General features: G+C 44.1%; 12 protein-coding genes and 1 tRNA gene. 5 read left to right on the forward strand and 8 right to left on the reverse strand.

Annotation, left to right across the window (positions count from 1 at the left end; genetic code table 11):
- Complete coding sequence (locus tag R7Z50_RS21540; protein WP_017820556.1) at positions 1 to 2205, reverse strand: ABC transporter permease subunit; 2205 nt, start codon at positions 2203 to 2205, stop codon at positions 1 to 3.
- 207 nt (positions 2206 to 2412) lie between these two features.
- On the opposite strand from R7Z50_RS21540, the gene ppk1 reads away from it, so the two are divergent.
- Positions 2413 to 4503 (forward strand): polyphosphate kinase 1, encoded by a 2091-nt coding sequence (gene ppk1 / locus R7Z50_RS21545; protein WP_005381748.1) that lies wholly within the window; start codon positions 2413 to 2415, stop codon positions 4501 to 4503.
- Positions 4487 to 5992: an exopolyphosphatase gene (gene ppx / locus R7Z50_RS21550; RefSeq protein WP_206970870.1), complete on the forward strand. Its 1506-nt coding sequence runs from the start codon at positions 4487 to 4489 to the stop codon at positions 5990 to 5992. Before ppk1 ends, ppx begins: the two co-directional genes overlap by 17 nt.
- A 34-nt stretch (positions 5993 to 6026) precedes the next feature.
- Here the strand turns inward: ppx and R7Z50_RS21555 are convergent, their stop codons facing one another.
- The 3 genes from R7Z50_RS21555 to phoB are packed head-to-tail and all read right to left on the reverse strand — an operon-like array spanning position 6027 to position 9014.
- Positions 6027 to 6986 carry a PstS family phosphate ABC transporter substrate-binding protein gene (locus tag R7Z50_RS21555; protein WP_085569938.1) on the reverse strand — a complete coding sequence of 320 codons (960 nt, stop codon included), beginning with the start codon at positions 6984 to 6986 and terminating at the stop codon, positions 6027 to 6029.
- The gene (gene phoR, locus R7Z50_RS21560) at positions 6986 to 8284 is read right to left on the reverse strand and encodes a phosphate regulon sensor histidine kinase PhoR (RefSeq protein WP_005383667.1); all 1299 of its coding nucleotides are present in this window, start codon (positions 8282 to 8284) and stop codon (positions 6986 to 6988) included. Before phoR ends, R7Z50_RS21555 begins: the two co-directional genes overlap by 1 nt.
- Positions 8285 to 8324: 40 nt before the next feature.
- On the reverse strand, positions 8325 to 9014 hold the full coding sequence (gene phoB, locus R7Z50_RS21565) for a phosphate regulon transcriptional regulator PhoB (RefSeq protein ID WP_005381752.1): 690 nt from the start codon (positions 9012 to 9014) through the stop codon (positions 8325 to 8327).
- A gap of 224 nt (positions 9015 to 9238) precedes the next feature.
- On the opposite strand from phoB, the gene rdgC reads away from it, so the two are divergent.
- From rdgC to R7Z50_RS21580, 3 genes are all read left to right on the forward strand, one after another.
- Positions 9239 to 10153, forward strand: a complete 915-nt coding sequence (gene rdgC / locus R7Z50_RS21570) for a recombination-associated protein RdgC (protein WP_017633930.1) — start codon at positions 9239 to 9241, stop codon at positions 10151 to 10153.
- Positions 10154 to 10318: 165 nt separating this feature from the next.
- A complete protein-coding gene (gene yegQ / locus R7Z50_RS21575) occupies positions 10319 to 11719 on the forward strand; it encodes a tRNA 5-hydroxyuridine modification protein YegQ (RefSeq protein ID WP_025768851.1) in 1401 nt (466 codons plus the stop codon).
- Positions 11720 to 11721: 2 nt separating this feature from the next.
- Positions 11722 to 11976 (forward strand): YfhL family 4Fe-4S dicluster ferredoxin, encoded by a 255-nt coding sequence (locus R7Z50_RS21580; protein ID WP_005381763.1) that lies wholly within the window; start codon positions 11722 to 11724, stop codon positions 11974 to 11976.
- A 42-nt stretch (positions 11977 to 12018) separates the two neighbouring features.
- Here the strand turns inward: R7Z50_RS21580 and R7Z50_RS21585 are convergent, their stop codons facing one another.
- The 4 genes from R7Z50_RS21585 to R7Z50_RS21600 form a co-directional block, all read right to left on the reverse strand.
- Positions 12019 to 12327 carry a hypothetical protein gene (locus R7Z50_RS21585; RefSeq protein ID WP_005381765.1) on the reverse strand — a complete coding sequence of 103 codons (309 nt, stop codon included), beginning with the start codon at positions 12325 to 12327 and terminating at the stop codon, positions 12019 to 12021.
- A gap of 323 nt (positions 12328 to 12650) precedes the next feature.
- Positions 12651 to 13487, reverse strand: coding sequence for a penicillin-insensitive murein endopeptidase (mepA, locus tag R7Z50_RS21590; RefSeq protein WP_017633932.1), 837 nt, complete (start codon positions 13485 to 13487; stop codon positions 12651 to 12653).
- A gap of 12 nt (positions 13488 to 13499) precedes the next feature.
- A complete protein-coding gene (locus R7Z50_RS21595; RefSeq protein ID WP_005381768.1) occupies positions 13500 to 13832 on the reverse strand; it encodes a DUF1904 domain-containing protein in 333 nt (110 codons plus the stop codon).
- Positions 13833 to 14306: 474 nt separating this feature from the next.
- Positions 14307 to 14383 (reverse strand) — tRNA-Trp (locus tag R7Z50_RS21600).
- Positions 14384 to 14489: the final 106 nt, after the last annotated feature.

Here is a 14489-nt window from a genome sequence, read left to right on the forward strand (position 1 = left end):
TTACAACGCACGGTACTTATCTCTCAGTCTCTGACGAACCCACTCCGCAAGCGCGTTTACTGCAAACGTAAACACAAATAAAATCAATGCAGCTAGGAACAGCAGGCGATAATGCGAACTTCCAACTTCCGACTCTGGCAACTCAACGGCGATGGTCGCCGACAGGCTGCGCAATCCTTCCAAAATATTCCAATCCATTAATGGCGTATTGCCCGTTGCCATTAATACAATCATGGTTTCGCCAACAGCGCGTCCCAAGCCCATCATAATGGCAGAAAAAATACCTGGGCTTGCAGTAAGCAAGACAACATAGATTAAAGTTTGCCAAGGCGTGGCCCCTAATGCCAAAGAGCCATCCGATAAATGCTTCGGTACAGAGAAAATGGCATCTTCGGCAATGGTAAAAATCGTCGGGATAACAGCAAACCCCATCGCTAACCCCACCACCAATGCATTGCGTTGATCGTAACCAATACCATGCTCGGTTAAGAATAAGCGCATATCGCCACCAAAGAACGTCTGCTCAATCGTAGGCGAAATCCACACTCCAAGCCCAATCAGTACCAATATGACAGGCATGAGCACTAAAGCATGCCAACCATTAGGCAGACGATTCCGCAAAGGTTGCGGTATTAATGCCCATAGCCCGCCCATAATCATGGTGCTCAAGGGCAAAACAAACAGCATAACGACGATCGTAATCAAATGATCTTCGACAATAGGCGCGAACCACAATCCCGCGAGGAAACCTATGATCACCGTCGGCAGTGCTTCCATTAGCTCAATCGACGGTTTTACTACACGACGCATGCGTGGCGACATAAAGTAAGCCGTATAAATAGCACCTAGCACTGCGAGCGGTACTGAAAACAGCATCGCAAACATCGCCGCTTTTATCGTTCCAAACGCAATAGGTACTAGGCTGAACTTAGCCTCAAAGTTATCGCTCGCCGAAGTCGATTGCCACACAAATTCAGGCTCAGGATACCCTTCGTACCACACTTCTTGCCATAATGAAGACAATGAAACTTCCGGATAGGCATTGTCCACTTCCGCAACATTTAACGCATTATTTTGCCAAGTGATTAAGTAGCGTTCATTGTTAGACATTGCTGCGATTGCGGGCGCTTGATTGTACGCACGCTTAAACAACACCAGTTTTTCACTGGTTGTATAATGGCTTTGCAACGTGCCGTTGGTGTAAAAGCTATAAAATCCTTTTCGATGAGAATCCGGCAACAAATACTTAAGCTCTGATGCCAATTTAAAATCACGAATATGCGTTAACGTGCGTTTTTCTTCTTGCAGCGTATCAAACCATTGCGACACCCGACCATCGTTGTGCGTCACCAAAAGCGAGTAAGCACCAGCCAATAAGTCTATCGTACGAACGGAATGCTTCTTATCACCTTGAGTGAGATCGACCACCTCTCGCACAGCAAATTTACGTGCGGTTTTCTTTAACACGATCAACTCAGAGCCATCGCGCAAATAAAGCGTTTCACCGTCAGGTGTCAACAACATTTGCTGAGGCGTATTAAAGCCTGAAGAGAACGTAAAATCGATCGTTGTAGGAGACGTACCCAAAGACGAAGCCACTTGCCAGCGAGCTTTCACTTCACCACTTTGCGTCTGCCAAACAACCGTTGGTAAGGGCGTCGAAGCTGCAAATACAAACTGAGTCACAGGATCTTGAGGCGTACTTAGTGTCAGATCCATGCTGGTGTCTAGCTCAATCACTTCCGGAGGACGTGTATTTTCTCTCAATGTAGCATTAAATTCTGGCTTGAAAAGGTTCGCTTTACCCTGCCCATCAACAAATCCATACCAACCTAGCCCAGGAGCAGATTGAGAGAAAGCAACGGGTTTCTGGGCGATTTGCTGTGTATACACCGCAGGTTTCGTAGGATCGTCCATCGACAAATATTGAATCTCACCACTTTGGGTTAGAACGAACGCGAGCTGAGCGTAATCATCCACTGAAATCGCAAGTGGTGTTTCAATATGAGTGGCTCGAATGGCTTGGTTGGTTTTGATCTCCGCATCAGAAAAAAGCGGAATGATCACCATGGCGAGGTAGACAAAGATCAAAATAAGCGCCGCGAGTACGCCGACACCACCAGATGTCACTGCAAGTCGAACTAAACGATCTTTTATCAGTCGTTTCTTATCTTTTTCCTGCAATGAAAACTCGGCTTGTGCCATTTAAATCTCTACCTTTTTTGACTTAGTACTAGAATATGTCGTTAAGATGACAATTATATTACAGATCACATTAAACACCTGAAAAGAATACAACTCTTATGCAATGCGTGGTATGAAATAAATCTGTAATGAAAATCTCATAATGTTCTCACTCATCCATTTTTCCAAGATGAGTACGTAATACTTCACTTTTGGCTAGGTAAGGTTATGAGCGCAGAAAAACTATATATAGAAAAAGAACTGAGTTGGTTGTCTTTCAACGAACGAGTATTACAAGAAGCTGCCGATAAAACCGTCCCTTTGATCGAACGTATTCGCTTTCTTGGGATCTTTTCCAACAATTTAGATGAATTTTACAAAGTACGCTTTGCGGACGTGAAGCGCAGAATCCTAATCAGCCAAGAGCGCGGTGGCAGTGATAGCCCTAAACGACTGTTAACCAAAATGCAGTCGAAAGCACTAAAGCTTAACGAACAATTTGATGAGCTTTACAGCGAGTTGATTCGAGAAATGGCGCGACGTCGCATTTTCTTGGTCAACGAGCAACAACTGGATGAATCGCAACAAAAGTGGATCGCGAAATACTTCCGTAGAGAGGTAATGCCGCATATCACTCCCCTCCTAATGAAAGACGAGATCGATGTTCTGCAATTTCTCAAAGACGAGTACGCTTACATCGCCGTAGAACTGCGTAAAGAAGAACATTACCAGTACGCTCTGATCGAAATTCCGACCGATCACCTTCCCCGCTTTGTGATGGTACCAGAACAGAAAGGAAAGCGTCGAAAAACCATCATCTTACTTGATAATATTATCCGCCACTGTTTGGACGAGCTGTTCAAAGGCTTTTTTGATTATGATGAGCTTAGCGGCTATGCGATGAAAATGACGCGTGACGCTGAATACGATTTACGCAATGAAATCGAGTACAGCTTGCTTGAACAAATGTCAGAGGGTGTCAATCAGCGACTGACAGCAAAGCCCGTTCGCTTCGTCTACGAACGCGATATGCCGCCTCAAATGTTAGAGTTTCTGTGTAACAAACTTAATATCTCTAACTACGATAACCTTATCCCCGGCGGACGCTATCACAACTTTAAAGACTTCATCGGCTTTCCAAATGTTGGACGAGAATATCTTGAAAATAAACCTCTCCCGCCAATGAAATGTGCCGATTTCGAAGGTTATGCCAACAGCTTTGACGCGATTAAAGCGAAAGATATTCTGCTCTATTATCCCTACCACACTTTTGACCACATTAGTGAGTTAGTGCGCCAAGCCTCCTTCGATCCCAAAGTACTTAGTATCAAGATTAACATTTATCGCGTCGCGAAAGATTCTCGCTTGATGAACTCTTTAATTGATGCGGTGCACAACGGCAAAAATGTCACTGTGGTCGTCGAACTGCAAGCTCGCTTTGATGAAGAAGCCAATATCGAATGGTCAAAAGTATTAACCGAAGCGGGTGTGCACGTCATCTTTGGTGCGCCTGGCCTTAAGATTCACTCAAAGCTATTGATGATTAGCCGCCGCGAAGGTGAAGAAATTATTCGTTACGCACACATCGGCACAGGCAACTTCCATGAGAAGACGGCACGAATTTATACCGACTTCTCCCTACTTACGGCAGATCAAGAAATTACTAATGAAGTCCGTAATGTCTTCGGTTACATTGAGAATCCATACCGACCAGTGAAGTTCAATCACCTTATGGTATCTCCTCGTAATTCTCGAACCCAAATCTACCGCTTAATTGATAATGAAATTGCGAATGCCAAGCTAGGGAAAAAAGCCGCTCTTACGATCAAGGTCAATAACCTAGTCGATAAAGGCATCGTCAATAAGCTTTATGGAGCAAGTACTTCCGGGGTAAAAATAAACATGATCATTCGAGGCATGTGCTCATTAGTACCGGGCATTGAGGGGATCAGCGACAATATTCGCATCATCAGTATTGTTGACCGCTTTCTTGAGCACCCTCGCGTGGTGATCACCCACAATGATGGCGATCCGCAAGTTTATATCTCCTCCGCAGACTGGATGACAAGAAATATTGATCACCGTATCGAGGTAGCAGTACCAGTCCGTGATCCACGTTTGAAACAGAGAATTATTGATATAACGAATATCCATTTTACCGATACAGTAAAGGCTCGTTTAATAGATAAAGAAATGAGTAACGCTTACGTACCACGAGGTAATCGCAAAAAAGTTCGCTCTCAAATCGCTATCTATGACTATCTTAAAAATATAGAAAAGCAAACTAGAAAACAAAATTCAGATGCCTCAAATACTTGAACAAGATACTCGCTACATTGCCGCGATAGACCTCGGCTCAAACAGTTTCCATATGGTGGTGGCCAAAGTTGTTGGCAGTGACCTACAACTGGTTAGTCGTCATAAACAACGTGTTCGCTTAGCATCAGGACTCGACAGTGAATTGAACTTAAGTCACGCCGCAATGGAGCGTGCGCTAGAATGCTTAGCCATGTTCGCTGAGAGGCTGCAAGGGCTTGATGAGTCAAATGTACGTATCGCCGCCACACACACACTAAGACGCGCTAAAAATGCCCACCTTTTCATCGAGCGTGCGAAAGAAGTGATGCCTTTCCCAATAGAAATTATCCCTGGAGAAGAAGAAGCCCGCCTGATTTACTTAGGCGTCGCGCACACTCAAGTAGAATCCAACTCCAAACTAGTCATCGATATCGGAGGCGGCAGTACCGAGATGATTATTGGACAAGAATTTGAGCCTGAGCTTCTCAACAGTAAACAGATGGGATGCGTCAGTTTTACAGAACAGTACTTTAAAAACGGCAAACTATCAGGCAAAAACTTCAGTAAGGCGATGTTAGCGGCCGAACAAAAACTCGAGTCCATTGCTTCAACATATCGTAAAAAGGGCTGGGATATTGCTCTCGGCTCATCAGGAACCATCAAAGCGATTCAAGAAGTGCTAGTAGGATTAGGTTTTGAAGATGGCCTGATCACAGCGAGTCGACTGGATACACTTATCGAAACTCTGTGTAAATTTGATTCAATTGAAGATATTGAGCTGACGGGTCTAACAGAAGAACGTAAACCCGTATTCGCAGCAGGCGTAGCGATTTTGTCCGCGATTTTCAAAGCGCTTCGCATTGAGCAAATGTTTTTCTCCGATGGTGCTCTACGCGAAGGCCTGTTGTACGAAATGGAAGAACGTTTCGCACGCTCCGATATTCGCATGCGCACCACAGAAAATTTAGCCAACAAGCACCGAGTCGACTTAGAGCATGCCGCTCGTGTGAAGGGTCATGCACGTGAGATGTTATGTCAGGTACGCTCTGAACTAGGCATTAAGAAAAAGAGTGAGTTATTTGACTTACTAGAGTGGGCAGCGTTGCTTCATGAAGTCGGATTAAGTATTAACTTGCGTAGTTTCCATCGCCACTCTTTTTATATTCTGTTGCACTCCACCCTACAAGGCTTCAACCGTGAGCAGCAATTAGTGCTTGCAACATTAGCTCGCTTCCAGCGTAAAGCGCTCAAATTGCAAGAACTACCAGATTTCAACCTCTATAAACAGAGTGACGTTATAAGCCTCATCAAAATATTACGACTTTCTATCATATTAAATGGGCAGCGTAATGAAGATCCATTGCCTGATATCACCTTATCTATCAAAAATGACGAATGGATTCTCACATGCACAGATGAAGCATGGCTAGAAAACAATAAATTACTTCACGCGGATTTACAGGAAGAACAAGAACGTTGGGACAGCGCGAAGTGGACACTCACTTTCTGATCTCGTACTCTTCATACCTAAATAAAAAGTCGGCTTACAGGCCGACTTTTTTTAACTCTTCTTCTGCAAAGTCTGCCGTAATGGGCACATAACCATCTTTCTCAACCAACGCTTGTCCCTGAGCAGAAAAGATAAAGCGAATAAACTCAGCTTCAATTGGTGTTAATGGGTAATCAGGGTGCTTATTCACGTAAACATATAAGTAACGTGATAGTGGGTACTTACCACTAACAATATGTTCTCGCGTTGGAGTCACGTAGTCATTTCCCATTTTAGCCACAGGGACTAAGCGCACGCCTGCCACTCGATAACCAACACCGGAATAACCAATTCCACTGATGGTTGACGCTACAGCTTGCACTACTGACGCGGAGCCTGGCTGCTCGTTAACTCGAGTCTTGAAATCGCCGCCACACAAGGCATTACTTTTGAAGTAACCATAAGTTCCAGAAACGGAGTTACGACCAAACAACTGTACGTTTCGCTTTGCCCACTGTGATTCAAGACCGAGTTGCTGCCAGTTTGTTACAAATTGACTTTCGCCACAGCGTAGCGTGGCAGAAAACAAAGCATCTAATTGACTAAAGTTAAGACCTTGAATTGGATTATCTTGATGAACAAAAATACCGATTGCATCGATGGCTACCCTAAGCGCCGTTGGCTTGTAGCCATGTTCACGTTCAAACGCTTCTATCTCTCTTAAACGCATAGGGCGACTCATGGGACCAAACTGAGCTGTTTGTTCGGTCAATGCTGGAGGGGCAGTAGAAGAGCCAGACGCTTGGACTTGCGCATTAATATTCGGGTAAATGGATTTAAACTCTTCAACCCAAAGCGTTGTCATACCCGCAAGTGTATCGGAGCCAACAGAGAGCAAGTTCCCGACAATCCCCGTCGTTTTATGATAACTCGGCAATGGTTTATCTTGAGCGGCAGCCATAAAAGAACAAACAAGCGCGAATAAACTGAATGTTTTTGCTAATCGTAAAGCCATTATTTCACCACCAAACGCTCAGGCAATACGAAAGAAAACTTACTACCCACGCCTACTTCACTGTGAATTTCTAAATGAGAGTCATGGTGACTCAGCGCGTGTTTTACAATGGCAAGCCCTAAACCACTTCCACCAGTATCACGTGATCTTGCTTTATCCACTCGATAAAAACGCTCAGTAAGTCGGTGGAGGTGCTGAGGTTCAATACCATCACCACTATCTTCCACCTCTAAGCATGCGCCTTGAGAGGTCTGGAACCAACGAACATTAATGTTCGCACCAGGCGGTGTGTATTTGACGGCATTATAAACGAGGTTAGAGATAGCACTACGTAACTGGTCATCATCGCCCAGCACGCGTAGGCTAGCATCAACATCAAATTTCAATTTATGTTGGTTGTCCCCACTAAGGCTAACCGCCTCTTTTTCTAACACTTCAAGCATCGCGGGCACATTCACGACTTCCTCAAGCTCATGCATAGGTGCCGCTTCAATTTTAGATAGTGTCAGTAGTTGGTTCACCAAACTGTTCATGCGGTTAAGCTGCTCCGTCATGACACCATGAGCTTTGCTCCACATAGGACCCACGACCATATCAGGATCTTCTGTCATCTCAAGATAACCTTGTAGCACCGTCATTGGTGTACGCAGTTCATGAGATACGTTGGCAAAGAAGTTGCGACGCATTCCCTCAAGTTGTTTTAACTGGCTAACATCACGCACCACCATCAAATGTTCACCTTCGGTATACGGTACGATACGTAGTTCTAGCATGCGTTCGACATTGAGTGGTGAACGCATTTCTAATGGCTCTGAAAAGTCTTTCTTGTTGAGGTACTTGATAAAATCAGGTGTACGAATGAGATTGGAGATAGGTTGACCTGAATCTTCTGGCCAATGGAAGCCCAGTAAGTGCTGAGCCAGCTTGTTGCACCAAACAATATTGCCTTCAGCACGGAATACCACTACCGCATCGGGTAGCGATTCTGCACCATTTCGGAATCGACGAATAAGATTAGTAAGCTCTTTTCGTTTGCGGCGTTGGCGCTGTTGTAAGCGATACAACCCATTGAACAAAGATTCCCAGTTACCGCTACCAGATGGTGGCGTGAGGCGTTTTTCATCCCATAACCAAGAAGATAAACGTACTTGGTTATGCAAATGCCACACAAGCTGCAATGCCGTAGCAGCCAAAAGCAACCACGGCATATAACCGAATATCCAACCTACTATCACCCATGGGGTGTAAAAAAAAGCCAGCTCCCAAGCCAGCTTTTTCCACGTTAATCTTTCAACCACTCATAACTCCAGAAATGGTACCGATAAACTGCGTGTTAATTTATGCCTTCGTCGAGAAGCGGTATCCAGCACCACGAACAGTTTGGATCAGCTTATCATGCCCTGCAGCTTCCAATGCTTTACGCAGGCGGCGAATGTGAACATCAACCGTACGGTCTTCGACATACACGTTAGTGCCCCAAACATTGTTTAATAGCTGCTCACGGCTGTATACGCGTTCTTGATGCGTCATGAAAAAATGAAGCATCTTAAATTCTGTAGGGCCCATGTCTAATGGCGCATCATTAGCCGTAACACGGTGCGATACAGGGTCAAGCTTCAATCCCTGTACATCAATTACATCTTCTAGTGCAGTAGGGGTAACGCGACGAATCACCGCTTTTAGGCGTGCAACCAACTCTTTAGGAGAGAATGGCTTAGTAATGTAGTCATCCGCACCGACTTCTAAACCACGCACTTTATCTTCTTCTTCACCACGAGCGGTAAGCATCACAACTGGAATGTTGCGCGTTAATTCCTCTCGCTTCATATGTTTGATGAAGTTAATGCCACTACCGCCTGGTAACATCCAATCCAGTAAAACTAAATCAGGGAAGGGTTCAGCCAGTTTGGTTACTGCAGTATCGTAATCTTCCGCTTCTACCGCTTGGTAACCTTTCTGCTCAAGTACGAAGCACAGCATTTCGCGAATAGGAGCTTCGTCTTCAACAACCAGAATCCTTCTAGACATAATTGAGTAACCTTATGTTCGTTGAGCTAATGAATTTAAGAGACAAAGCGCCTCTCTTTGCATAAGCATTATCACTACCAATTATGACACTTTTGTGACCTTTGAAAACAAATTTTCATATAACTTTCTTTTGAGGTTCATTCGGATATTTTTCATTTCTATTAAGACATCAGCACAAAAATTCCCTATGATTAGTCCCTTGTCATCAAGCCTAGAGAAGATTTATGTGGTTTAAAAACTGTCTGGTATACCGCGTTAACCGCGAGGTTACTTTTAACGCCGAACAACTAGAAACTCAGCTGTCTGAATTCCAATTCACCCCGTGTGGCAGTCAAGACAAACAGAAATTTGGCTGGGTCAGTGCAATGGGTAGACATGGCGATATGATGACTCACGTGTCAGAAAACCGCATTCTGATTTGCGCCAAGAAAGAAGAGAAAATGCTACCTGCCTCTGTGATCAAAGAATCATTGAATGCAAAAGTAGAAGCAATGGAAGCGCAAGAAGGTCGTCCTCTGAAGAAGAAAGAGAAAGACAACCTGAAAGATGACATCGTAATGGATTTACTGCCGCGCGCATTCAGCCGCAGCAGCCACACTCACGTACTCATCATGCCAAAAGAAGGTTTTATCCTTGTTGATGCAAGCAGCTATAAAAAAGCAGAAGATGTATTAGCATTGCTTCGTAAAACCATGGGTAGTCTACCTGTTGTTCCTGCTATTCCAGAAGTGGCGATTGAAACTACGCTAACCGAGTGGGTGAAAAGCGGTGACACACCTCAAGGTATCAGCATGATGGACGAAGCTGAGCTAAAATCCGTACTTGAAGAAGGTGGTGTGATTCGCTGTAAGAAGCAAGAGCTAACCACTGATGAAATCCGCAACCACATCGCTGCGGATAAAGTCGTGACGAAACTTGCGCTTAATTGGCAAGATCGTATTGAGTTCATTATGACGGAAGATGCAGGCATCAAACGTCTAAAATTCTCTGATGAATTGAAAGATCAAAACGATGATATTCCACGTGAAGATCAAGCAGCTCGATTTGATGCAGACTTCTCTCTAATGTGTGGAGAGTTCAGTGCTTTCCTTCCCAACCTATACGATGCGCTAGGCGGCTTACCGAATCCTAACGCTTAATTTTGTATAAAGGTTAACCATAACGCCCTCACTTTTTTTGAGGGCGTTTTTCTATCTGAAGCACAATTACCCTAGTCACAGTTCACATTTTGACGTAAAATTTGCGCCCCATTTCCATTAGGTGGAATTGGCCTGACTTGTGATCAGATAAAAGAGAATTGAGCAATGACAACTGAGAAAGCATTCGTGCCTGAGCTACTATCTCCAGCGGGCAGCCTGAAAAACATGCGTTACGCATTCGCCTACGGGGCAGATGCAGTTTACGCTGGCCAACCTCGCTACAGCCTTCGCGTACGTAACAACGAGTTTAACCACGAGAACCTAAAAATCGGTATCGATGAAGCCCACGCCCTAGGCAAAAAGCTTTATGTGGTATGCAACATTCAACCACACAACTCGAAGCTAAAAACCTTCATCCGTGATCTTAAGCCAATCGTAGAGATGGGTCCTGACGCATTGATCATGTCAGATCCAGGCCTAATTATGATGGTTCGTGAAGCTTTCCCAGAAATGCCAATTCACCTTTCTGTACAAGCAAACGCTGTAAACTGGGCAACCGTTAAGTTCTGGGCAGCGAATGGCGTGGAACGTGTGATCGTTTCTCGCGAGCTGTCTCTAGAAGAAATCGAAGAAATTCGTGAGCATTGCCCTGAAACTGAGCTTGAAGTATTCGTTCACGGTGCATTATGCATGGCTTACTCAGGTCGTTGCCTACTTTCTGGCTATATCAACAAACGTGACCCTAACCAAGGCACTTGCACTAACGCATGCCGCTGGGAATACAAAGTTGAAGAGGGTAAAGAAAACGACGCTGGTGATATCGTAGAGAAATTCGACCCGACTGAAGCACAGCCTGTCGAAGTACAAGACGAGCGCCCTGAAACCACAATTGGTCGCGGCAAACCAACAGATGAAGTCGTTCTGCTTTCTGAAGCACACCGTCCAGAAGAAAAAATGGCAGCTTACGAAGACGAGCATGGTACTTACATCATGAACTCTAAAGACCTACGAGCGGTTCAGCACGTTGAACGCTTAACTAAGATGGGTGTTCACTCATTGAAAATTGAAGGTCGTACTAAATCGTTTTACTACTGCGCACGTACCGCTCAAGTTTATCGTAAAGCAATTGATGATGCTGTAGCAGGTCGACCATTCGATGAAAGCCTAATGGGTACACTAGAAAGCCTAGCTCACCGTGGCTACACTGAAGGCTTCCTACGCCGTCATACACACGATACTTACCAAAACTACGATTACGGTTACTCAGTCTCTGATGCTCAACAGTTTGTCGGTGAGTTCACTGGTAAACGTCGTGGCGATATGGCTGAAGTAGAAGTGAAAAACAAATTCCTTGTCGGTGATAGTCTTGAGCTAATGACGCCAAAAGGTAATGTTGTTTTCACGCTAGAAGCGATGGAAAACCGTAAGTCAGAGTCTATTGAGGATGCCAAAGGGAATGGTCACTTCGTCTTCATTCCAGTACCAGCAGATCTAGATTTAGAATACGGTCTATTGATGCGTAACTTGAACTCAGGGCAGGACACCCGTAACCCGACTGGTAAGTAATCATGGCTTTGCTCATTACTGATAAATGCATCAACTGCGACATGTGTGATCCCGAATGCCCCAATGGGGCAATCAGTATGGGAGAGAGCATTTTCGAAATTGATCCAGCGCTATGTACAGAGTGTAAGGGGCATTACGAAAAGCCGACCTGTCAGTCAGTGTGTCCAATTACAAAATGCATAATCACAGATCCGAACCATGTCGAAACTGAAGAGCAGTTGCTTGAAAAATTCGTGATTATTCAAGGGTTAGCATAAGAGCAATTAGGTTCAACTTTGGCATCAAAGTTGAACCTTTTCTCAACCTGATTTTTCAATAGGGATAATATTGCAGAATAGCTCTTTTTCAAAATGATACTCTAGTCTCTCACGCCAATTTTCCGCTTGAGAAACAGGTATTAAATAAAAGTTTTCTCGGCTCGTATCAGTAACGAAAGCCATCCCATATTGCATCAGCTCATAATGCACATCATTAACAAAACCCGGATCAAGGCGTTGACGCCCAGTCAGGTGATTCACATCCTCTCGAGTCAAAGAGACTCCTTTAGTATCACTGCTAAATCTGTGTCTTAACCACTCTGCAAATTCTTTTGCACAAATCATAGTCATGGTTTTGTCCTTGATTTACTCTTCTAACAGGAAAAGGGCATATCCCTGCCTAACACACTTGTCTGCGTTGTTATCGCTTTTTAGCCAACTGACAGACATATTGCTAAGAAACCAGAGTATCGTGACGAAAGATCTTTTTCTAAACAAAGAAATTACAACTTACCCATACTACAACTCTTTGTTTAATTTAGATTTCTATAATATGTCCCCAAAACTAATTGGGTTAGTTTTTGTATTGGTATTATTCAATGTAGACAAAAGTATGATGTTTCTCCAGTTTCATAAAAGAGATCACCAAGTACAGATAAACCTGGAGAGTAACACTAATTAGGATTGATAAGCGGCAAGCATTGAGGTGGAACGACTTTTTTTCGTTTGGGCTTAGAGGTTGTTTTTACCCGTGGAGGGGTATCAATAGGTTTCGCTTTCGGGGCCCAACTTGCGAGCTCAACACCGCAGCCATCGCCTACTGGAGGTGGTGCTTGATCAACACAATAGTCGCTCGAATCAGGACAAGACAACCTGACGTGAAAGTGGTAATGATGCCCCCACCATGGACGTACTTTACGTAACCAAGAACGATCTTTGCCGTTTTCTTGCAAGCAAAGTTGCTCCTTAATAACAGGATGTACAAAAATTCGTGCAACATCCTTACTTTTTGAAGCGTACCGAATTAGCTTAAAGTGCCGTTCTTCCCAGCGATGATTAAGTATGGAATAACCTTTTAAATCCACCACACTCATGGGCTTAGGAAGTTGTAATTCGTTATAAGAAAGCGGTTGGTCAGCAAGTCTTAACCAGATATCGATATCTAACCCGGTTTGATGACTAGAATGACCAGAGGAGAACCTTCCACCTCTAGGTAAAGATAAATCACCAATTAGCAGAGTGGTGTTGAGATTTTGATGAGCTTTAAGCGCCAGATTTTCAATAAACTCTATCGTTTTAGGGTGCCCATAGTAGCGCTTCGTTTTACTACGTAAGACTTGATAACCAACGCCATCGAGAGGCAAGGGTAATGCACCATCTAAACAACCGTTAGCATAACTACCAATAGAGGAGGAAGAGTTTCGGGTAGGATTAACCGCAGACTCCCAAGGAGTAGAACATACTGAAGCTGAGAAACATAAACCCAAAGTTACAATGAAACTCAGCCTCATAGCCTTTAACCTTTAGTAGTGTTCGCCATTATCGTAATAAGCTTTAGGAGATAAAGCGGAAAAGATAACTGCAACATCAATATCGGCACCAGCGATACCGCGCACTTGTTGCGTAATAAGCTTGGCAACTTCATCTTGCACTTCCTGGCCACGGTCGAACCAAAGCACTTCGACAAAAGGATATGCAGCACTCACCTCTCCCTCATTGAAAAACGTAGTGTAGATATACTCAAAAGTAAAATCCTCACGCGGACAGTCCATTAGAGGCTGAAGTTCATCCGTAAGAGGTTTTGATAATGCCTGAACAGCTTGTGGCTCTACAGCACGGAATCGAAAATGTGGCATAAACTTACTTCCTAATTATTAGCATCAATGCATGATGATAACAGGAACCAAGTCAGTAATCATCCAAGCCAATGTAACCACTGACCTTTCAATAGATTGTGAATCAGATGTGCTCGATAACGAAGAAAAAGCGTTATGAAAATTCGAAAGTAAAACAGAAAGAGCAAAGCGATACATCAACATTTAATAATTACATTACTAGAAAATAAAACTATCTGAAGCAAAGGTATGCCATATTCGTCGGATAAACATACACCTGACGTCGAAACTATACGTTAGAAATAAAAGAGCCCCTGACCTAAGCCAGAGCTTATGAACATGGGGGATAGGTGAAGTGGACCAATATCCCGGAGATATGAACTTTCAATCCCCCGATACTTTGGTATCAGAGGAATCGACAACTCTCCAACTAGTCAGATTCTCTTTTCTTCAGATGCAAAAAAGCCCCAGCATTACTGCTGAGGCTTTAGAGTATGGCAGGGGTGGAGAGATTCGAACTCCCAACACGCGGATTTGGAATCCGCTGCTCTGCCAATTGGAGCTACACCCCTGTAATTCGTGTTATTGAGACGACGCTCAAATAAGTGGCGGAGTGGACGGGACTCGAACCCGCGACCCCCGGCGTGACAGGCCGGTATTCTAACCAACTGAACTACC

The organism is Vibrio sp. 1249-1 (genome assembly GCF_033340495.1).